Origin of the sequence: uncultured Ruegeria sp. (genome assembly GCF_947489545.1) — a bacterium.
GTDB lineage: Bacteria > Pseudomonadota > Alphaproteobacteria > Rhodobacterales > Rhodobacteraceae > Ruegeria.
This window is the reverse complement of sequence record NZ_CANLDZ010000005.1, coordinates 239,587-259,070: the sequence shown is the minus strand read 5'-3', so window position 1 is coordinate 259,070 and position 19,484 is coordinate 239,587. Positions and strand designations below refer to the sequence as shown.

General features: G+C 56.7%; 17 protein-coding genes and 1 tRNA gene. 10 read left to right on the top strand and 8 right to left on the bottom strand.

All coding sequences use genetic code 11. The features are described from left to right. Positions 1 to 72 precede the first annotated feature (72 nt). The 3 genes from Q1B13_RS09975 to fabI are packed head-to-tail and all read right to left on the bottom strand — an operon-like array spanning position 73 to position 2,629. Positions 73 to 1,248, bottom strand: coding sequence for an aminotransferase (locus Q1B13_RS09975; protein ID WP_299075567.1), 1,176 nt, complete (start codon positions 1,246 to 1,248; stop codon positions 73 to 75). A 60-nt stretch (positions 1,249 to 1,308) separates the two neighbouring features. After that, on the bottom strand, positions 1,309 to 1,818 hold the full coding sequence (gpt, locus tag Q1B13_RS09970) for a xanthine phosphoribosyltransferase (protein WP_298934929.1): 510 nt from the start codon (positions 1,816 to 1,818) through the stop codon (positions 1,309 to 1,311). A gap of 4 nt (positions 1,819 to 1,822) precedes the next feature. Then, positions 1,823 to 2,629 carry an enoyl-ACP reductase FabI gene (gene fabI / locus Q1B13_RS09965; protein WP_298934930.1) on the bottom strand — a complete coding sequence of 269 codons (807 nt, stop codon included), beginning with the start codon at positions 2,627 to 2,629 and terminating at the stop codon, positions 1,823 to 1,825. A 135-nt stretch (positions 2,630 to 2,764) separates the two neighbouring features. Between fabI and pdxH the strand changes: the two genes are divergently transcribed. The 4 genes from pdxH (at position 2,765) to Q1B13_RS09945 (ending at position 4,613) form a co-directional block, all read left to right on the top strand. After that, entirely contained in the window at positions 2,765 to 3,370 is a 606-nt protein-coding gene (pdxH, locus tag Q1B13_RS09960; RefSeq protein WP_299075564.1) for a pyridoxamine 5'-phosphate oxidase, read from the top strand. Positions 3,371 to 3,491: 121 nt separating this feature from the next. Further along, the gene (locus tag Q1B13_RS09955) at positions 3,492 to 4,019 is read left to right on the top strand and encodes a cold-shock protein (protein WP_298934932.1); all 528 of its coding nucleotides are present in this window, start codon (positions 3,492 to 3,494) and stop codon (positions 4,017 to 4,019) included. A 6-nt stretch (positions 4,020 to 4,025) separates the two neighbouring features. After that, positions 4,026 to 4,493 carry a DUF192 domain-containing protein gene (locus Q1B13_RS09950; protein WP_299075561.1) on the top strand — a complete coding sequence of 156 codons (468 nt, stop codon included), beginning with the start codon at positions 4,026 to 4,028 and terminating at the stop codon, positions 4,491 to 4,493. A 43-nt stretch (positions 4,494 to 4,536) separates the two neighbouring features. After that, a tRNA-Pro gene (locus Q1B13_RS09945) sits at positions 4,537 to 4,613 on the top strand. 11 nt (positions 4,614 to 4,624) lie between these two features. Here the strand turns inward: Q1B13_RS09945 and Q1B13_RS09940 are convergent. Next, positions 4,625 to 5,032 (bottom strand): hypothetical protein, encoded by a 408-nt coding sequence (locus tag Q1B13_RS09940; RefSeq protein ID WP_299799785.1) that lies wholly within the window; start codon positions 5,030 to 5,032, stop codon positions 4,625 to 4,627. A gap of 562 nt (positions 5,033 to 5,594) precedes the next feature. Here Q1B13_RS09940 and Q1B13_RS09935 point away from each other — a divergent pair. Next, complete coding sequence (locus Q1B13_RS09935; RefSeq protein WP_299075555.1) at positions 5,595 to 9,224, top strand: vitamin B12-dependent ribonucleotide reductase; 3,630 nt, start codon at positions 5,595 to 5,597, stop codon at positions 9,222 to 9,224. A gap of 547 nt (positions 9,225 to 9,771) precedes the next feature. Further along, positions 9,772 to 10,017, top strand: a complete 246-nt coding sequence (locus Q1B13_RS09930; protein ID WP_299075552.1) for a hypothetical protein — start codon at positions 9,772 to 9,774, stop codon at positions 10,015 to 10,017. Positions 10,018 to 10,071: 54 nt separating this feature from the next. On the opposite strand, the gene Q1B13_RS09925 is transcribed toward Q1B13_RS09930, so the two are convergent. Next, positions 10,072 to 11,616, bottom strand: a complete 1,545-nt coding sequence (locus tag Q1B13_RS09925) for a trimethylamine methyltransferase family protein (RefSeq protein ID WP_299075549.1) — start codon at positions 11,614 to 11,616, stop codon at positions 10,072 to 10,074. A 408-nt stretch (positions 11,617 to 12,024) separates the two neighbouring features. Here Q1B13_RS09925 and Q1B13_RS09920 point away from each other — a divergent pair, with 408 nt between their 5' ends. Continuing rightward, on the top strand, positions 12,025 to 12,552 hold the full coding sequence (locus Q1B13_RS09920) for an outer membrane beta-barrel protein (protein ID WP_299075546.1): 528 nt from the start codon (positions 12,025 to 12,027) through the stop codon (positions 12,550 to 12,552). Positions 12,553 to 12,558: 6 nt separating this feature from the next. Here the strand turns inward: Q1B13_RS09920 and Q1B13_RS09915 are convergent, their stop codons facing one another. Both Q1B13_RS09915 and Q1B13_RS09910 read right to left on the bottom strand, forming a co-directional pair. Then, on the bottom strand, positions 12,559 to 13,746 hold the full coding sequence (locus Q1B13_RS09915) for a pyridoxal phosphate-dependent aminotransferase (RefSeq protein WP_299075543.1): 1,188 nt from the start codon (positions 13,744 to 13,746) through the stop codon (positions 12,559 to 12,561). A gap of 57 nt (positions 13,747 to 13,803) precedes the next feature. After that, positions 13,804 to 14,301 carry an MmcQ/YjbR family DNA-binding protein gene (locus tag Q1B13_RS09910; RefSeq protein WP_366870654.1) on the bottom strand — a complete coding sequence of 166 codons (498 nt, stop codon included), beginning with the start codon at positions 14,299 to 14,301 and terminating at the stop codon, positions 13,804 to 13,806. A 67-nt stretch (positions 14,302 to 14,368) separates the two neighbouring features. On the opposite strand from Q1B13_RS09910, the gene cysS reads away from it, so the two are divergent. The 3 genes from cysS to Q1B13_RS09895 are packed head-to-tail and all read left to right on the top strand — an operon-like array spanning position 14,369 to position 18,179. Beyond that, positions 14,369 to 15,766 carry a cysteine--tRNA ligase gene (cysS, locus tag Q1B13_RS09905; protein ID WP_299075540.1) on the top strand — a complete coding sequence of 466 codons (1,398 nt, stop codon included), beginning with the start codon at positions 14,369 to 14,371 and terminating at the stop codon, positions 15,764 to 15,766. After that, positions 15,766 to 17,400 carry a citramalate synthase gene (gene cimA / locus Q1B13_RS09900; protein WP_299075537.1) on the top strand — a complete coding sequence of 545 codons (1,635 nt, stop codon included), beginning with the start codon at positions 15,766 to 15,768 and terminating at the stop codon, positions 17,398 to 17,400. Before cysS ends, cimA begins: the two co-directional genes overlap by 1 nt. After that, positions 17,397 to 18,179 carry a squalene/phytoene synthase family protein gene (locus Q1B13_RS09895; protein ID WP_299075534.1) on the top strand — a complete coding sequence of 261 codons (783 nt, stop codon included), beginning with the start codon at positions 17,397 to 17,399 and terminating at the stop codon, positions 18,177 to 18,179. The genes cimA and Q1B13_RS09895 overlap by 4 nt, the downstream gene beginning before the upstream one ends. On the opposite strand, the gene Q1B13_RS09890 is transcribed toward Q1B13_RS09895, so the two are convergent. Then, positions 18,180 to 19,406 (bottom strand): MFS transporter, encoded by a 1,227-nt coding sequence (locus Q1B13_RS09890; RefSeq protein WP_298934945.1) that lies wholly within the window; start codon positions 19,404 to 19,406, stop codon positions 18,180 to 18,182. Positions 19,407 to 19,484: the final 78 nt, after the last annotated feature.

The window sequence follows — 19,484 nt, the reverse complement described above, 5'->3', positions numbered from 1 at the left end:
TTACTTACATCGGCAGGTATCTGCCCCGTTGGTTGCGGCCCTGAATACGATGCGTGTGGCCGGGGGGCAAGCTTAGAAGGACAGTCGCTGCAAACGGTCGAACAACAGGCCAATTCCCTCCCGATCGAGATTGGCAAATGCGATGCGCACCTGACGTTTTCCAGCTGGATCGTGATCAGGCATGAACATGGTGCCGGGCAACAGTAGAATCCCTGCATCAGATACCAATCGTCGGGCCAATTCGTCTGATGGCATGTCAAACGGGTGTTCTAGGTAGGCGAAATAGGCCCCAAGCCCCAGCAATCGCCACCCTTGGGCGGTCAGTTTTGGCATGCCGTCCGAGATTGCTGCACGGCGGTCGAGAATTTCATCCCGCTCACCCGCCAGCCACTGGGACAGGCTTTGCATTCCCCAAAGGGCAGCGAACTGGCCGATCTGACCGGGGCAGATGGCCACCGTATCCAGGAACTTCTCGACTTCGGACAACAATTCCATGCTGGTGGCGATGGCCCCAACACGGTGCCCCGTCAATCGGTAGGCTTTTGAGAAAGAGTAGAGATGAACAAGTGTTTCGTCCCAATCAGGGTTATGGAACAGGTCATGAGGCGGACCATTCCGGCTGTCGAAATCACGGTAGGTCTCGTCCACTAAAAGCCGAATCCCAGCCTCGCGCGCCAGGTCGAAAAAAGCACGGACCAGATCGCTTGGATACTCAACACCACCTGGATTGTTGGGGGTCACCAACGCAATAGCCCGTGTTCTGTCCGTGATCAGGGCACGTGCCTTGTCCGGGTCTGGTAGCAAATCATCGCCCGTTGGCAGGTCGACGGCTGTGACGCCCGTCATGTCCAGCCACATTTTATGATTGAAATACCAGGGGGTTGGCAGGATAATCTCATCCCCTTGATCCGTGATTGCAGAAATCACAGCCGAGAAAGCCTGATTGCATCCTGATGTTATTGCAACCCGTTCCGGTGCGATGTTCGCGTCATAGTGCGCGCCAATCTGCGCTGACAGCTCTGCCCGCAGCGCGTCATTCCCCAACACCGGACCATAGAGATGCGCGCTGTCTTCATTGACGGCAAACTCAGCGATAGCCTGACGCATTGCCAAAGGTGGAGGATCAACAGGTGCGGCCTGGCTCACGTTGATCAAGGGGCGGTCAGCAGGGAAGGTAACCCCGCCCAACCAACGCCGCGCCTCCATAACCGGGGGGGCAAAAGTGGCGGCTGTGCGGGTTTGTGTCATGCGGCATCCCTGAGCATTTCAGCGCGGGCCTGCTGCACGCTTTTTTCTTGTTGGAAACGGTCAGTCCGTTCCGCGATAAGGCTGAACATACTGAAGGGCCATATCCCACGGGAAAAAGATCCATGTATCCTGGCTGACCTCGGTGATGAACGAGTCGACCATCGGGCGGCCTTTGGGTTTGGCATAAACCGTGGCGAAATGGGCTTTGGGGTACATGTCCCGCACCAGTTCCAGTGTTTTGCCGCTGTCGACAAGATCGTCAATGATCAGGATGCCTTCGCCATCGCCCATCAGATCCGCATCGGGCGCCTTGAGAACTTCGGCCTGACCTTGATCCTGATGGTGATAAGACCGAACACTGATCGTATCGACGGTACGAATGTCCAGCTCGCGACTAACGATCATGGCCGGGGCCATGCCACCACGGGTGATCGCAACTACGGCGCGCCAGGCACCACTATTGGGGCCTTGCCCGTCAAGGCGCCAGGCCAAAGCTCGAGAATCGCGGTGAATTTGATCCCAACTGATATGAAAGCCTTTTTCATGGGGCAGGCGGTCCTTGGCGCTCATGGTCTTAGCCCTTTTCAACGTCCGGCGCGTCAACAGCTTTCATGCCGACGATGTGATAACCCGAATCCACGTGCAGGTTCTCACCAGTCACGCCGCTGCTGAGGTCAGACAGCAGGTAGAGCGCAGACTTGCCCACATCATCTATGGTCACGTTGCGGCGCAGGGGTGAGTTGTATTCGTTCCACTTCATAATATACCGAAAATCGCCGATGCCGCTGGCGGCCAGAGTTTTGATCGGACCGGCAGAAATCGAGTTCACGCGGATACCATCTTTGCCCAGATCTTCGGCCAGGTATTTCACCGACGCCTCAAGCGCCGCCTTGGCAACTCCCATGACATTATAATGTGGCATGACTTGTTCTGCGCCATAATAGGTCAGGGTTATTGCGCTGCCGCCTTCAGACATCATCTTTTCCGCCCGCTGCATCACCGCAGTGAAGGAATAGACCGACACATCCATAGTCAGATTAAAGTTGGCGCGGCTGGTGTCGACATAGCGACCGCGAAGTTCGTTCTTGTCGGAAAACCCGATCGCATGAACAACGAAATCCAGCTTGCCCCACTTTTCCTCAAGAGAGGTGAACAGCGCATTTACAGACTCTTCGTCGCTGACATCGCAGGGCAGGACGATTTCGCTGCCCAATTGCGCTGCTAGTGGGTCGACTCGTTTCTTGAGTGCGTCGCCTTGGTAAGAAAAGGCCATTTCAGCCCCAGCATCGGACAAGGCGCGGGCAATACCCCATGCGATTGATTTATCATTGGCCAGTCCCATGATGAGGCCGCGCTTGCCGGCCATCAACTGATTTGCCATGTTCGGTTCTCCGCCTGTCTTCGCGTTATGTTGAGTTGGTTTATGCCATTGGTAGCGCTGCATCAAGGCCGCGTGCTCTTGCCCGTAGCGAGTTCTCGCCTTAGGGTCCTTAGCAATACGTTCCAGGGGATGGAAATGAGCGAGCGCGATGGCATTTTTGCCGGCACCGATCCGTTTGAAATAGCGGCCCGATGGTTGGCCGAGGCCGAAGAGACTGAATCGAACGATCCCAACGCAATCGCGTTGGCGACCGTAGATTCTGAAGGCATGCCCAATTCCCGCATGGTTTTGCTGAAAGAAATCGAACCGGAAGCGTTCGTTTTTTACACCAACTACGAAAGCACCAAGGCAACCGAACTAGATTCTGCCGGGAAGGCTGCATTTGTCATGCATTGGAAATCTTTGCGGCGCCAGCTTCGTGTTCGTGGTATAGTAGAGCGTGAAAGCGGGCCTCAAGCCGACGAGTATTATGCGTCACGATCGCTAAAAAGCCGATTAGGGGCTTGGGCGTCTCGTCAGTCGCAGCCCCTGAGCAGCCGCGCCGCTTTGATGGCAGAGGTTGCAAAAGTGACGGCAAAACTTGGACCGAACCCGCCCCGTCCTCCATTTTGGGGGGGGTACCGATTGGTCCCAACGGAAATCGAATTCTGGGCCGATGGAGCGTTCCGTCTTCATGATCGGTTCAGATGGGAAAGAAAGGAGCCGGGTTCGGCATGGCAGGTGCAGAGGTTAAATCCATGACTTTCACGTGTCGCGAAATGCAACAGACAGAAATCAAACGGTTTTTTCAGCTTGAATTTGCCTGCCATTCCCATAAACAACAAACCCTTAACGAAGTGCAAAAATTCGCGATGGGAAAACTGTGCCAGAAGATCTGAACAACATGTATCGCGTCCATGGACACGTTAAATGGTTCGATCCCGCAAAGGGGTACGGATTTGTTGTATCTGACGATGGCGGTCCGGATATTTTGTTGCACGTGAACGTGCTGCGAAACTTCGGCCAAAGCTCGGTTGCCGACGGTGCCGGCATTGACATCATGACTCACCGCACGGATCGCGGTGTTCAGGCCGTCGAAGTAATTGCGGTTGATCCTCCGGCACAGGCCGACACCATGATGTTGGCCGATTTTGCCGAGCTTGACCCAGACGCTATTTCAGATGCGCCGCTTGAGGCTGCGCGGGTCAAATGGTTCGACAAGGGCAAGGGGTTTGGGTTCGCCAATGTCTTTGGCCGCGGCGAAGATGTGTTTCTGCATATCGAAGTTTTGCGTCGCTCTGGTCTGGCGGATCTGCAGCCTGGCGAAGCGCTGGCGATGCGTGTGATCAACGGCAAGCGGGGGCGCATGGCGGCCCAAGTGCTGGCCTGGGAATCTGCGCTGGACGACTGATTCCCCATGGCGCGACATCTGACACTTCTGGCTCTGCTTTCAATTCTGTGGGCCGGGGATGTCTTGGCCGAATGTCGGGCAGATCGGGTCGAACTTCGAAATGAAGCAACCCTTGTGCGATTTGACGTAGAAATTGCGGTAACACCGCAAGAACGCTCCCGTGGTTTGATGTTTCGGGAGTCCTTGCCAAACCGCTCTGGCATGTTGTTTGTGTTCAGCCCGCCGCAGCCGGTCGCGTTCTGGATGAAAAATACACTGATTCCTCTGGATATCATTTTCCTGGATCAGACAGGTACCGTGACCGACGTGCACGAAGGTGCAATTCCCGGAGATTTAACGCCAATTGATGGCGGTGATTCCGTTTTTGTAGTGTTGGAAATCAACGCCGGATTGGCTGCTCGGTATTCAATTGAGCCGGGAACGCAGATGCGACATGAAGTTTTTTCGCAAGGCCCCGCAATTTGGCCCTGTTAGGGCTTTTCAAATCAGATCGGCCTCGTTAGGAAGGCGCACGGTCCGGGGCGTGGCGCAGTCTGGTAGCGCACCTGTTTTGGGTACAGGGGGTCGTAGGTTCGAATCCTGCCGCCCCGACCACTTTCTCAAAGTTATTTGGGTGAACCGCCAGCAGCCTGATACAGGTTGCTGATGGCTTCATCCAATGTCTTGCTTTCTATTGGGATGTTGATGGTTTGGCCGGTTTTCTGAGGCACCTCAAAAAACAGGTTAGCATCTACAAGGTAGCCTGCGTCGTTTCTCGTCGACGTCAATCGCATCACGCTTTGCGGTAGTTCCTTGGGATAGCCGTCATATGTCAGAATCAGATAAGCTGTGGCGTCCGGCGGCAGCGACTCTCTGCATTCGTAAGCGCGGCTTCCGATCTTTTTAAAGGTTTCGCCGGGTCCCGAGCAGCTGATCTCGAACGTGTCGAACAGCCTTTGGGGGTAGCTTTCAAACTGTGCGCTGCGTGACGCGATGGGCACATCTTGTGGTGTACATGCCACGATCATGGCCATAGCGGGTAAAATGCGAAACAACTGCATCCTTTTGTAAGCCCTCAATCATTTGCGCATCTTCGGACGCGGTTTGGGTGTCGCAGCATCCATTCCAGGATGATTCTTGCCCAGCCTAGCCAGTCAGGCACCGGTTGATCAAATGCTGATAACTATGCTGGTAAAAACGGCAATTCCCGTTGCAGCTTTGGGTCAGTGGCGAAAAATCGCCATGCGCGACCCTGTGGAGGAATCGGGTTCCTAAAACTGGCAACTCACTCAGACAATTTGGTCAACAAAAAAGATTTCAAAATGACTGAAAAATGACGTTGACCTTATATGGGTATTTACGCCAGATTGTATGAGCCGAAGAAAGCGCCACTACATCTGGTATCGAAAGCCAGAGAAGGCGCCGGGCGAGGGTCGGAAAGCACATCAAAGTATCGTGCAACCGTAGGGTCGGTTTCGCGCTGTTCGCAGCAGCGGTCGGACTTTTGCGCCCTTTATCTTCGGTTTGGTGGGCGGCTTGCAATTTCAAAGCCCCAAGTAGCGTGACGATGCAATTGACAGAACCAGGGCGGCGGACATGAAGATTGAAAGAAAATTCACAACAGCGGGGCAGGACGCATATGAGGATCTGGACTTTGTTTCAGCAACGTCTGAAATCCGAAATCCCGATGGCACGATCGTCTTCCGCCTAGATGACATCGAAGTCCCGTCCAGCTGGAGCCAGGTTGCCAGCGACGTCATCGCACAGAAATATTTCCGCAAGGCTGGTGTTCCGACCAACCTGAAGAAGGTCAAAGAGAAAGACGTTCCAGAATTCCTATGGCGCTCGGTTCCCGTTGATGGTGCGGACTTTGAAGGAGAAACCTCTTCCAAGCAGGTGTTCGACCGTCTGGCCGGCGCCTGGGCCTATTGGGGCTGGAAAGGCGGCTATTTCTCTACCGAGGAAGACGCGCACGCCTATTTTGATGAGATGCGCTATATGTTAGCGACGCAACGCGCAGCGCCGAACAGCCCGCAGTGGTTCAATACAGGCTTGCATTGGGCATATGGCATCGACGGCCCGGCGCAGGGGCACCACTATGTCGATTATAAGACTGGCAAGCTGACCAAGTCGAAATCCGCATACGAACATCCACAGCCGCACGCGTGCTTCATCCAATCCGTGAACGACGATCTCGTGAACGAGGGTGGCATCATGGACCTGTGGGTGCGCGAGGCGCGTCTGTTCAAGTATGGCTCGGGTACCGGGACCAACTTCAGCCATTTGCGGGCCGACGGTGAAGCACTGTCGGGTGGTGGCAAGTCTTCGGGTCTGATGGGCTTTCTCAAAATTGGTGACCGTGCAGCAGGTGCGATCAAATCCGGTGGGACAACCCGTCGGGCCGCAAAGATGGTGATCGTCGACGCGGATCACCCTGACATCGAGCAGTTCATCGAATGGAAGGTACTTGAAGAGCAGAAAGTAGCTTCGATCGTTGCCGGATCGAAGATGCACGAAAAGATGCTGAACGGCATTTTCGAGGCCATTCGCTCATGGGACGGTGTTCAGGACGATGCGTATGATCCCAACAAAAACGATACGCTGAAGACTGCCATTCGCGAGGCAAAAAAAGTCGCAATCCCAGAGACTTACATCAAGCGCGTGTTGGACTATGCCAAGCAGGGACACGACAGCATCGAGTTCCCGACCTATGATACGGATTGGGACTCAGAGGCTTACAACTCGGTTTCGGGGCAGAACTCGAACAACTCGATCCGCGTAACCAACGCCTTCCTGACGGCCGTCAAAAAAGACGCCGATTGGGAATTGATCAACCGCACCAACGGCAAGATCGCTAAGACCGTCAAGGCGCGTGATTTGTGGGAAAAGGTTGGCCACGCAGCCTGGGCCTGCGCTGACCCTGGCATCCAGTTCCACGACACCGTCAATGAGTGGCACACTTGCCCCGAAGACGGCGCGATCCGCGGCTCGAACCCATGCTCGGAATACATGTTCCTGGATGACACAGCCTGTAACCTCGCGTCGATGAACCTGCTGACATTCCTTAAGGATGATGAATTCCAGGCGGCGGACTACATGCACGCCTCGCGTCTTTGGACCCTGACACTGGAAATCTCGGTGACGATGGCCCAGTTTCCGTCCAAGGAAATCGCGCAACTGTCCTATGATTTCCGCACCCTGGGTCTGGGGTATGCAAATATCGGCGGGTTGCTGATGAACATGGGGCACAGCTACGACTCGGACGAGGGCCGGGCGATCTGTGGCGCGTTGACTGCGATCATGACCGGTGTGGCTTATGCGACCTCAGCTGAGATTGCCGGTGAATTGGGCGCTTTCAAAGGATATGAGCGCAACGCCGACCATATGCTGCGTGTAATGCGCAATCATCGCCGGGCATCCCAAGGAGTGACTGAGGGATACGAAAAGCTGGCGGTGAAGCCGGTGCCTCTGGATCACGGCAACTGCCCCGACAAGCGTCTGGTCGATCTGGCCATGTCAGCCTGGGATGAGGCGCTGACGCTTGGCGAAAAGAATGGGTATCGCAACGCCCAAGCAACAGTGATTGCACCAACTGGCACCATCGGTCTGGTAATGGACTGTGACACAACCGGGATCGAGCCTGATTTTGCGCTGGTAAAGTTCAAGAAGCTGGCCGGTGGTGGGTACTTTAAGATCATCAACCGCTCGGTGCCTGCGGCGCTGGAAAAGCAGGGATATTCTTCGTCACAGATTGAAGAGATCGTGTCCTACGCGGTTGGCCATGGCACTATCGGCAACGCACCTGGCATCAACCACACCTCACTGACCGGTCACGGTTTTGGACCGAATGAGCTGGCCAAGGTGGACGCCGCATTGGCAAGCGCGTTCGATATTCGGTTCGTCTTCAACCAGTGGACATTGGGCGAAGATTTCTGCACCGGTGTTCTGGGCATCCCGGCGACCAAGCTAAACGACCCAACGTTCGATCTGCTACGCCATCTGGGCTTTACCAAAGCTGATATCGACGCGGCCAACGATCATGTCTGCGGGACAATGACTCTGGAAGGTGCGCCGCACCTGAAGGAAGAGCATTATTCGATCTTCGATTGCGCCAACCCGTGCGGCAAAAAAGGCAAGCGTTTTCTTGGTGTTGACAGCCACATCACCATGATGGCGGCGGCGCAAAGCTTCATCTCGGGCGCGATCTCGAAAACGATCAACATGCCGAATGACGCCTCCATTGAGGATTGCCAGAAGGCCTACGAGCTTAGCTGGTCGCTGGGTGTGAAGGCCAACGCATTGTACCGCGACGGATCGAAACTCAGCCAACCGCTGGCTGCAGCTTTGGTCGAAGATGATGACGAAGCGGCCGAAGTGCTGGAAAGCGGCTCGCTGCAGGAAAAAGCCGTCGTGCTGGCTGAAAAGGTCATCGAAAAGGTTGTGGTCAAAGAAATCATCCGCAGTCATCGCGAAAAACTGCCCCATCGCCGGAAAGGGTATACCCAGAAGGCTATCGTGGGCGGTCACAAGGTGTATCTGCGGACTGGTGAGTTCGAAGATGGCAAGCTGGGCGAGATCTTCATCGATATGCACAAGGAAGGCGCGGGCTTCCGGGCGATGATGAACAACTTTGCCATCGCCGTCTCGGTCGGCCTGCAATATGGCGTGCCACTGGAGGAATTCGTGGACGCCTTTACCTTCACCAAGTTCGAACCGGCCGGGATGGTACAAGGCAACGACTCGATCAAGAATGCGACGTCGATCCTGGACTACATCTTCCGCGAACTGGCCGTGTCTTATCTGGACCGCACCGATCTGGCCCATGTGAAACCAGAAGGGGCATCTTTCGACGACCTCGGCCGGGGTGAGGAAGAGGGCGTATCAAACGTATCCGAGATAAGCGAAAGCGCGGCGACCAAATCCTTGGAAGTGCTGAAACAAATCAGTTCGACCGGCTATTTGCGTAAACGCCTGCCGCAAGATCTGGTGGTGTTCAACGGTGGCCAAGCCGAAGTGAACGGAATGGCAGAATCAGCAAGCCAGTTCGAAGTGCAAAGCGAAACAACTGTCGTGGCCGAGGTTGCAACCGGAATGGATGCGCGCACCAAAGCCAAAATGCAGGGGTACGAGGGCGACCCGTGCGGAGAATGTGGAAACTACACGCTGGTGCGCAACGGCACCTGCATGAAATGCAACACCTGCGGGTCTACCAGCGGGTGTAGCTAAAGAAAACACCCTGCCACGCGGGGTGTAGGGGCCGGATTATCCCTCGGTAAACCGGTCCTGACGAACTCGGAGCAAGGCAAAGCCTAAGGCTTACCTAATTGCCTTGCTCCACTCGACCGGCATGCCCGTGTTGGTCGGGAACAGGGTGGGGCAGAATATTCGCTCTTTCCCACTCTTTCACGGAACGGGTGCGCTCGTTCCATGCGCAGTCCAGGCCGCAGGCAAAAAAATACCGGGCGGTCAACGAAATGAGCCTGGAAGGCGAAACTAACAGGGGGCTTCGGCCCCCTTTCTTTTTTGTCCGGCCCGAGTCGCTGTTTTGAGCAGAGCCTTGCCGGATTGTCGCAAACAAATCGGGCAAGAACCGCCGAACCGTCGTGTCGGCGTTTCACCCAGCGGGGGATTGCAGACCCGACTCGGCCAAACACGCGGAGTTTGGCGCGAAACCATCGCATTTGGCCGAGGCGGGTGGTCTGGCGTCTCGCAAAGGTGTCTTTGGTGCCTGTCCGGACACAAACACGTAAAAAGTCACTCAGGAGGCAACGTAATGAAACCGCAAAATCTAGCTGTTATCTCGGCACTCGCACTTGGACTGCCGGCAATGGCACTGGCGCAATCCAGCGCTGACACCAATGGAGACGGCGTTCTGACGATCGACGAAGTCCAGGCCGTAATGCCCGAAGTCGACACTGATGGCTTCTCGGCAATGGATGCAAATGGCGATGGCGCATTGGATGCCGATGAGATCGCAGTTGCACAAGAGGCGGGCTTACTGCCGCCCAGCAACGGTTAACTGATAGACAACAAAGGCGGCCCGGATTCGTTCGGGCCGCCGTTTTTCAATAACTTATGCAGGTAAGTGAATGTTGAATTTGCGGCGTAACTCGTCATCCAGCAGTGGATCGAATTTCGCCGGTGAAGGGGCCGAAAGGATTTCTTCCTTACGCGCAGTTGCCTTGTCCAGCAAATCAGGTTTGCCCAATTCAACCCATTCTTTCGGCGACGTACGATCGCCAAAAGTGGGATAGACATAGTCGGCCTGCATCCGGCTTAGGGTCGCGTCGGTGCCCAGATAGTGGCCAGGACCGCCGATACAGACTTCGGCGATCTGATCCAGGGCCAAAGTCTCATCCGACACTTCAATTCCACGCACACACCGCAGGGCTTGTCCGATCAGGTCATCGCCAAGGATCAGACTTTCGAAGCAGAATCCCAACAGCGACGCATGCATGCCCGCTGCTTCGTAAACCATGTTCAAACCCGCCAAACCCGCCATGACATTTGAGCACATTTGTTCCCAACCAGCCTGCATGTCGGGTAGTTTGGAATCGGAGGCGCCGGCCGCGGCACCACCCGGAAGGTTATAGAACTTATGCATCTGAGCGCACCCAGCACTGAGAAGCGCCTGTTCACCTGATCCGATGGACATTGCGCCCGTGCGCAGATCCAGACCGAAGGGCCAAGTGCCAAAAACCGCCGGAGCACCGGGGCTTACGGCATTTACATAAACCAGACCGGCAAGGCATTCTGCAGTGGCTTGCGTGATCGCGCCGGCGATGGTTGAAGGGGCGGTAGCACCGGCCATCCCCGCGGACAGCAGCAGTACCGGCATTCCGGCTTTGATGCATTCCTCCATCACCTGACAGCTTTCGGTCGCGAACTTCATCGGCGGAACCACGAAGCAGTTGGAGTTCGACATGAACGGCCGCTCGCGCCATTTGTCTTCTCCGCCAGCGATCATGTGCAGCATTTCTATTGCCGGGGCGACGTGATGAGGCTCGGTGAACGAGGTACCGATATGCTTGTAAGTACCTGACGTACATGCGTAAACAGTGTTCAAGTCCATTTCGAGATTGTCGGCTATGTCGCGACAGACCATGGGTCGCTGAACAAAATGGATGTTGTCCAATTGCTGGCAAATCCGCGAGGCGTCGTGCAAGTCCTGCACCGTAGAATGTCGATATTCGCGACCGTGGACATCGACCATGCTCACGGCGGCACCGGCGGTGCCATAGTGCACTTTTGACCCCGACAGCTCCAGGTCTGTTTTGCCGTCCCGGCTGTGGAGAGTAACTGATCGATTAGCCTTAGCAATCGTGTCTTCGACCAGAGCGCGGGGGAACCGAATGCGACCGTCGTCCCCCAGAATGCATCCGGCACCGACCAGATAGTCAATTCCGCTTGGCGGGGCATCGGCAAGGCCAATCGTTTCCAACGCTTGTAGGGCGGCTTCGTGGATGCGTTCCACCTGTGCCTGGGTCAGCGGTTTGTATGTCCCGCCTTCCATTCCAGGGCGCACAGGACGCAGATGTTCGGGCAGGGCGGATGCGCGGGCTGCACGGCGCGCAGAGCGTCCGCCACTGCGCGAGGTATTTCGGGTTTGGTTGTTCATGTATAAAGTCCGGTGGCTAATCTGTGTCGTGAGAAGATGGTTTCACGACACGTGCGGACGACCCCGTGCTGCACGCCCACGATCCGCACCAATGGTGCGGCTGATCAGGCGGATTTTCCAGACTTCATTATGCATGCGACCTCGCAAATCATGGTTCAGACTGTTCCAGTCGGGGACGGGACAATCTGTCCTGTTTGCGACCAGTGCCCAAAAAACCTGCGATGTGAGGGAGAACGTATAGCTTAGAGGAATACATGTCTCAGATTTTCTCCCGCTATAGGAGAAATCTGTTATACTTCGATCACTTAATGAGGAGTGGAGCGCGATCTGAATTGAAATCTGACAATTACGAACCAAGTTTCAACTGATGGCTGGTGGTCGGCCAAAAGCATGCGTGGACCTGTCTTGATGACGTGTACGAAACCTCTTTCAGCTCTGATTGTCTCGGTGATGATCACTTGTGCTGCCCCTGCTTTGGCAGAGGACTGGACAGGGGCCTATGCGGGTTTCAGCTTTGGATATGCCGATGCGGATGGCCCGGGTGGGGCCAGCGGCGATGACACGGCCTTTGGCGCGCATATCGGTTATGATCGGGACTTCGGTAACTTTGTTCTGGGTGGTGAGCTTGAATATAACCGATTGTCCCTGAACTTGAGCGACGATCAGGGCAGTCTGGACAGTATGACAAGCCTGAAGTTTCGCGGTGGGTACGATTTTGGCAGTGCGCTTGGATATGTGGTTGTTGGTGCCGCGCGTGCGGAAACATCAGTTACCAGTGATACTGCCGCAGTTTACGGAATCGGTGTTGCCTATCCGATTGGAGACAACTTTGTCATCAGCGGCGAAGCGTTGCGCCAAAACTTCAACGATGTGACGCGAACGAATGGCGGCCTTGATTCGAACGTTTTCAACCTGCGAACAACCTTTCGGTTCTGAGGTGGATCACTCAGGAGCCTGACAATCGGCAAGGGTTGCGGCAAACTCACACAAAGTTTTTAACGCAGATGCAAACCGTTCGTCGTCGATGGTCATAGCGACCCGAACGTGACCTGCGGCGGCTTTCCCAAAGCTTTCGCCCGGCATGACGGCAATTGAATGCGTATCCAACAGGGCGTTGGCAAATCCTTCGCCGCTTAAGCCTGTGGCGCGGACATCCAGCATCACATACATCGCTCCTTGGGCAGGAACCAAACCGACAGTGTTCTGAGCTGCCAACAGGTCCATTGCCAAAGCACGGCGACGGCGGAACGGGGCAGCAACTTCTTCTTCGAGGACCGTGCCCGCATTCAGCGCGAAACTTGCCGCATCCTGAATGAAACCAGGCACGCCGTAAGTGGTATGGGTTGCCAGATTGATCAAGTGATCGATCAACTCTTCCGGGCCAACAATCCACCCGCAGCGAGAGCCGGTCATGGCGTGGGACTTGGACATTGACCCAACAACCAGGGTTCGATCAGCCATGCCGGGCAGGGCGCGGGGCGAAAGGTGGGCGCCTTGCCAGACCTGCGTGTCATACACCTCGTCCGAGATCAGCCACAGGTCACGCCGCTTGCACAGATCTGCAATATTCTCAAGCGTTTGGCGGGAATAGACCACCCCGGTTGGGTTGTTTGGGGTGTTGATCAACAGCGACACGGCTCCGTCTGCTGCAGCCTCGATGGACTCGGCGCGAGGTTGGAACGCATCTTCCGCGGTAGTCGCGACGGCGCGCGCGATGGCACCGGCACCTCGGATTGTTCCGGGGTAAGTGGCGTAATAGGGATCAAGATACAGGCCGACATCGCCTGGATCACAGACAGCCATATGCGCCGCAAACAAACCTGCTTGGCCACCAGGTGTAATCAGTACGTTCTTACGGGTGGTTGGAATGCCGCTGCGCATCTGCACCCGTGCCGCGACAGTGTCGCGCAACATATCTGTGCCCGGAACCATCGCATAACCTGTATGCCCATCCCGAGCCGAGATTTCCATGGACTCCAAAATTGACGGATCGGTTCGGATGTCATGCTCGCCAATCGTCAGCTCGGTCACAGCGTGCCCTTCACTGACCATGCGTCGTGCGCGGTAAAAGACATCCCACCCGTCGCCGCCGCCGCCAGTCAGATGAGTGATGCGCTGAGACAGTTTCATTGCTACGCCCTTGATAGCCTTTAAGGCGACTGGGGCAGAGCCAAGGACAATTGTCAATCAGCTTCGCGGCGGTAATTCAGCCTGAGCTTTTTTTGTCAGCGAGGCCCGTACCAGATCGTAAGATGCGGCGAGGCGGTGACGCATTTCTGCAGAGTCCGCATCGAAGGGCAGACGCACCCAACTAAGATGAAAGTACGGGGCTTTGACTCCGACGCCCGCATCAATCAGCATCTGAGCGGTTTCGATGTCAGGTGTTTTGACGGAAACCCCGTCATTTTTGACCCCGATGCAGGCAAACATTTTGCCGCCGATTTTCCAGGCGTCATGGCCACCACCCCACGGATCGGACCATTCGGCCCCCGGTAGGCCGCGGCAGATGGAATTGACGTGATCTCGGCTCATGCCAGGTACAGTGCCGCGCTGCGCGTTTGAACTCAAGTCTTGGCATGTGATCAATCCCGTGATAATCGAATTCCCATGAACCCGATGACCTGCATCATTATCTGCTGCATTACCTGCTGAATTCTCAAGCGGGCCGGTTTCTTTCGTTTTCATCCCTGAGACAAGTTGCTAAGCCCGCGCCAACGCGCGACGCGCATGCCGTTTCTTAGGAGCCCGACCGATGACCCCGATCAAGCTGCACAACACTCGGACACGGACGAAGGAAGACTTCGAGCCGATCGATCCTGACAACGTGCGGATGTATGTCTGTGGGCCAACCGTCTATGACCGTGCACATCTGGGCAATGCGCGGCCGGTGGTGGTGTTTGACGTGCTCTACCGTTTGCTGCGCCATGTCTACGGCGCGGATCACGTAAAATATGTGCGCAATTTCACTGACGTGGATGACAAGATCAACGCAACCGCGCTGTCGCGGAAACAGGCCGGGGCCGAGGGCTCGTTGGAACACCTGGTACAGGAACGTTCGAACGAAACCATCGGTTGGTATCTGCACGACATGGGCGCTTTGGCCGCGTTGGAGCCGGATGAGATGCCGCGTGCCACGCAGTATATCGCGCCGATGGTCGCCATGATCGAAGACCTGATTGCCAAGGGTCACGCCTATGCTGCCGAAGGTCATGTGCTGTTTGCGGTCGATACCTGGAAAGAGGACTACGGCAAGCTGTCGGGTCGCTCGGTCGATGACATGATCGCCGGTGCGCGGGTCGAGGTCGCGCCTTACAAAAAGAACCCGATGGATTTTGTCCTTTGGAAACCGTCGACCGATGATCTGCCGGGCTGGGACTCACCCTGGGGCCGGGGCCGTCCCGGCTGGCACATCGAGTGCTCGGCCATGAGCTATGAACTTCTGGGTGACAGCTTTGACATTCACGGTGGCGGCAACGACCTGATGTTCCCTCATCATGAGAATGAGATCGCCCAGAGCAAATGCGCCCATCCCGAGGGTCAGTTTGCCAAGGTCTGGCTACATAATGAGATGTTGCAGGTCGAGGGTAAGAAGATGTCCAAGTCTTTGGGCAACTTCTTCACCGTGCATGAGTTGCTGGAGCAGGGCGTGCCGGGCGAAGTGATCCGGTTTGTCTTCTTGCAAACCCATTATCGTAAGCCGATGGACTGGACCGAGAAAAAGGCGCGCGAGGCCGAGGCGACGTTGCGCAAGTGGCGGGCGCTGACAGCGGGCATCGAGCCCGCCGCCAGCGCGGCGCCTTCGGTTGTCGGTGCATTGGCGGATGACCTGAATACTGCAGGCGCCATTACTGAATTGCACCGGCTTGCCGCCGACGGAGATGCGGCGGAGCTTTTGGCTGGCGCGCAAATCCTTGGTTTGCTGTCTCCAGAGATGGGGAGTTGGGCAGAAACCGGTGGCGTGGATTTGGCATCTCATGCCGAGGTGCTGGCAAAGGCGCGGCTTGATGCAATGAACAGCAAGGATTTTTCCGAGGTTGATCGCCTGAAAGCCGCGTATATTGCCGCAGGACTTGAGGTTCGGATGAGCAAAGATGCCGTTGAACTGGTTCCCGGAGCAGGGTTCGACGCTGCCAAGCTGGAAGATCTGTGATGACCAAAGAACGCCTCTACCTTTACGATACGACCCTGCGTGACGGGCAGCAGACGCAGGGAGTGCAATTCTCGACCGCTGAAAAGGTGCGGATTACGAAAGCCTTGGATGAATTGGGCGTGGACTACATCGAAGGCGGTTGGCCCGGAGCAAACCCGACGGACAGCGCGTTTTTTGACACGGCACCAGCGACCTCGGCACGGTTGACGGCGTTTGGGATGACCAAACGGTCTGGCCGCTCGGCGGAGAATGACGATGTTCTGGCCGCTGTGATGAATGCGGGCACGCAGGCCGTATGTCTGGTCGGCAAGTCGCATGACTACCATGTCATCCACGCACTTGGCATCCCATTGGATGAGAATGTCGAGAATGTCCGCGCCTCGGTCGCGCATATCGTGGCGCAGGGGCGTGAGGCATTGTTTGATGCCGAGCACTTCTTTGATGGCTACAAAGACAATCCGGAATACGCCGTCCAGGTGTGCCGCGCCGCGCTGGATGCGGGCGCGCGCTGGGTTGTGCTGTGCGACACAAACGGGGGCGCTTTGCCGGCGGAGGTCGGACGTATTGTCTCGGACCTGATTGCGGCTGGTTTTCCCGGCGATCGGCTGGGCATTCACACCCATAACGACACCGAGAATGCGGTGGCGTGTTCTCTGGCGGCGGTTGATGCCGGGGCGCGGCAGATCCAAGGCACATTGAACGGGTTGGGCGAACGCTGTGGCAACGCCAACCTGACCTCGCTGATCCCGACACTGCTGTTGAAGGAACCCTATGCCTCGGGTTTTGACATCGGCGTCAGCCTGGAAGCGCTGGCGGGCCTGACTCGGATCAGCCGAATGCTGGATGAAATTCTGAACCGGGTCCCGAGCAAGCAGACAGCCTATGTCGGGGCCTCGGCCTTTGCGCATAAGGCCGGGTTGCATGCCAGTGCGATCCTGAAAGACCCGTCGACTTATGAGCATGTTGATCCGGCTACCGTCGGCAACGCGCGCATCATTCCGATGTCGAACCAGGCCGGGCAGTCGAACCTGCGCAAACGCCTGACCGAGGCCGGGCTGACGGTCGAAGCCGGTGATCCGGCGCTGGGGCGTATTTTGGACCGGATCAAGCAGCGCGAGTCAGAAGGCTATTCCTATGACACGGCACAGGCCAGTTTTGAGCTGCTGGCCCGCGACGAGTTGGGGCAGCTGCCCGAGTTCTTCGAGGTCAAGCGCTACAAGGTCACGGTCGAGCGGCGCAAGAACAAGTACAACAAGATGGTCAGCCTGTCCGAAGCGGTCGTCGTGGTGAAGGTCGATGGGGAAAAGACGCTGTCGGTCAGCGAATCTCATGACGAATACGGCAGTGACCGCGGGCCGGTGAACGCATTGGCCAAGGCTTTGGCCAAGGACCTGGGTCAATATTCCCCAATCCTCGATGACATGCATCTGGTCGACTTCAAAGTCCGGATAACGCAGGGCGGCACGGAGGCTGTGACGCGGGTTATTATCGACAGTGAAGACGGGCAGGGGCGGCGCTGGTCCACAGTAGGCGTCAGTGCAAACATAGTCGATGCCTCGTTCGAGGCTTTGCTGGATGCGATCCAGTGGAAGCTGGTTCGGGACTGCGGGCCGCAAAAGGCAGCGGCAGAGTGAGCGTTTCCTTTGACGATGACGTCAAAGCCTGTGCTGCACTGGTCCACAAAGCCGACCCGGACCGTTTCCTTGCGGCGATGGCGGCACCCGTCGCTGCGCGTGCGATTCTGTTCCCGATTTACGCGTTGAATGTCGAGGTGGCGCGCGCCCCGTGGGTGACACAAGAGCCAATGATTGCCGAGATGCGCCTTCAATGGTGGCGCGATGCGCTACAGGAAATTGCCCAGGGCCCAACGGTGCGCCGGCATGAGGTGGTGACGCCTTTGTCACGGGTTCTGTCGCCGCATCTGGCGGAAAAGATGGACAAATATGTCGCCGTAAGGCGCTGGGATATCTACCGCGACCCGTTCGAAGATCAAGATCATTTTGACGCCTATATCGATCACAGCAGCGGCACCCTTTTGGTTGCCGCATCGCAAGCCCTTGGTCCGGCAGACGAAGAGGTTGTGCGGGACTTTGGTTATGGCGTGGGCGTTGCGAATTGGTTCCGTGCGATCCCTGATCTTGAGGCGCGGGGACGTATCCCATTGCTTGATGGAACGTCCGCAGGTGTGAAGCAATTGGCTCGGTCTGCGCTGCAGCGCATTGAAAAGGCCCGGTCAAGTCGGGCTTCGATCTCGGATCAGGCGCGGCCAGCGTTATATGCGGGATGGCAGGCGGAATGGATTTTGAAACACGTTATTGCGCAGCCCGAACGGGTCGCTGCCGGTGCTTTGTCACAAGGTGAGATGCGGCGACGGCTGTCACTGATGTGGACGGCAGCCTCTGGGCGCTGGTAGTCAGACCGTTTCGGCGTCAGCCGGTCGCAGCATCAGCCAAAGCAACGCGCCACCTGCCAGTGTCAGCAATGGAATCATGGCCAAGTTTACCGCAGTCCAACCTTCTACCGGAGAACCACCAGAGCAATTCATCAACCCGCCAGAAGCCAGCGACGCAACGGTCACGCCGCCAAACACTAGCAGATCGTTCAAACCCTGCATGCGTCCCCGCTCATGCACTTCGTGAGACGCAGCCAACATGCTGGTTGCGCCGATAAAGCCGAAATTCCAGCCGATGCCCAAAAGGATCAGGGCGACGAAGAAATTGCCCAGTTCGACCCCCTGCAAAGCCACCACGCCGGCACCGGCAAGGATGGCCAGACCAAGCGCCACGATCTTCTCGACACCAAACCGCGCGATCAGATGGCCGGTAAAGAAGCTTGGCACATACATTGCCAGCACGTGGCTGGTCACCACATCGGCCGCGTCATTCGCGCTGAAACCACACCCGACAACCGCCAGAGGTGTAGATGTCATCACAAGGTTCATCAAAGCGTAAGAGACCATCGCGCAGATGATCGCCACCGCGATACGCGGGGTCTTCAGCAGCTCCAGCCGTGACCGACCTCTGGGCGTATCTGCCGTGGGTTTGGGCGGCGTCGGGATGTCGAGAAAGAAGAACAGGCCCGAACCGAATACATTCAGCGCGATCACCGCAATGTAGGTGCCCAGAAACGGAATCACATAAGCTTCGGAGGTCAGTTTGACGATCTGGGGCCCGATGACCGCAGCCGCCAAGCCGCCCGCCATAACATAGGAGATCGCTTTGGGGCGAAACTCATCCGATGCGGTGTCGGCCGCGGCAAAGCGATAGAATCCGTGCGCGCTCATGTAAATGCCGGTCAGCAAGCTGCCGAGCAGGAAAATTGGGAAAGACCCGAGAAATAGACCATATGCCCCGATCAAACCGCCCAATGCGCCCGCTGTTGCGCCGACCAGAAACCCGACCTTGCGTCCCCATTTCTGCATGATGCCGGAGATCGGGGTTGCGGCCAGCATCGACCCCAGGACGATCAGCGATATGGGCAATGTCGCGAGGCAGGGATTGGTCGCCAGCGATTGCCCCGCCAGCCCTCCGACGATGAATATCATCGGCATCTGCGCCCCCAGAACCGATTGCGCGGCCACCAGAACGGCGACGTTTCGTTTGGCCTGAGAGTTGTCGGGGGCGGAGGTGGTCATTGTCATGGGCATATCCGTATCGGCGAAAACGATTGCACACAAGCGGGTTGCATATGCGACAAAGCCGCCTAACGTGCGGGCTGT

Bases quoted from the DNA above. Each gene is read 5' to 3' on its own strand.
- cimA (WP_299075537.1), top strand. From the start codon at position 15,766: ATGACCAAAGAACGCCTCTACCTTTACGATACGACCCTGCGTGACGGG.
- Q1B13_RS09910 (WP_366870654.1), bottom strand. From the start codon at position 14,301: ATGAAAACGAAAGAAACCGGCCCGCTTGAGAATTCAGCAGGTAATGCA.
- Q1B13_RS09890 (WP_298934945.1), bottom strand. From the start codon at position 19,406: ATGACAATGACCACCTCCGCCCCCGACAACTCTCAGGCCAAACGAAAC.
- gpt (WP_298934929.1), bottom strand. From the start codon at position 1,818: ATGAGCGCCAAGGACCGCCTGCCCCATGAAAAAGGCTTTCATATCAGT.
- cysS (WP_299075540.1), top strand. From the start codon at position 14,369: ATGACCCCGATCAAGCTGCACAACACTCGGACACGGACGAAGGAAGAC.
- Q1B13_RS09915 (WP_299075543.1), bottom strand. From the start codon at position 13,746: ATGAAACTGTCTCAGCGCATCACTCATCTGACTGGCGGCGGCGGCGAC.
- Q1B13_RS09975 (WP_299075567.1), bottom strand. From the start codon at position 1,248: ATGACACAAACCCGCACAGCCGCCACTTTTGCCCCCCCGGTTATGGAG.
- pdxH (WP_299075564.1), top strand. From the start codon at position 2,765: ATGAGCGAGCGCGATGGCATTTTTGCCGGCACCGATCCGTTTGAAATA.
- fabI (WP_298934930.1), bottom strand. From the start codon at position 2,629: ATGGCAAATCAGTTGATGGCCGGCAAGCGCGGCCTCATCATGGGACTG.
- Q1B13_RS09930 (WP_299075552.1), top strand. From the start codon at position 9,772: ATGAAACCGCAAAATCTAGCTGTTATCTCGGCACTCGCACTTGGACTG.
- Q1B13_RS09950 (WP_299075561.1), top strand. From the start codon at position 4,026: ATGGCGCGACATCTGACACTTCTGGCTCTGCTTTCAATTCTGTGGGCC.
- Q1B13_RS09925 (WP_299075549.1), bottom strand. From the start codon at position 11,616: ATGAACAACCAAACCCGAAATACCTCGCGCAGTGGCGGACGCTCTGCG.
- Q1B13_RS09920 (WP_299075546.1), top strand. From the start codon at position 12,025: ATGACGTGTACGAAACCTCTTTCAGCTCTGATTGTCTCGGTGATGATC.
- Q1B13_RS09935 (WP_299075555.1), top strand. From the start codon at position 5,595: ATGAAGATTGAAAGAAAATTCACAACAGCGGGGCAGGACGCATATGAG.
- Q1B13_RS09940 (WP_299799785.1), bottom strand. From the start codon at position 5,032: ATGGCCATGATCGTGGCATGTACACCACAAGATGTGCCCATCGCGTCA.